The sequence below is a fragment of the Bacillus cereus group sp. BfR-BA-01441 genome (genome assembly GCF_022663075.1).
Classification (GTDB): Bacteria; Bacillota; Bacilli; order Bacillales; family Bacillaceae_G; genus Bacillus_A; species Bacillus_A cereus.
Genome location: NZ_JAKUEU010000416.1, coordinates 1 through 221 on the forward strand (window position 1 = coordinate 1; position 221 = coordinate 221).

Genomic DNA, 221 nt, shown 5'->3' on the forward strand with positions numbered 1-221 from the left:
TCCTACAAATACTGTTACACCTTCTTTTGGCGTTAATACTGGTGCTTCTGTATCTTTTTCGCCAGTTTCTCCACCAGTGTTTCCACCACCAGTTTCTCCACCAGTGTTTCCGCCACCAGTTTCTCCACCAGTGTTTCCACCACCAGTTTCTCCACCAGTGTTTCCACCACCAGTTTCTCCACCAGTGGTTCCACCACCAGTTTCTCCACCAGTGTTTCCAC

1 pseudogene is annotated in these 221 nt (G+C 48.9%); it reads right to left on the bottom strand.

Going from position 1 to position 221, the window contains the following annotated elements:
- Nucleotides 1-221, bottom strand: a pseudogene (locus tag MR107_RS32145) (adhesin); the annotation flags it as partial.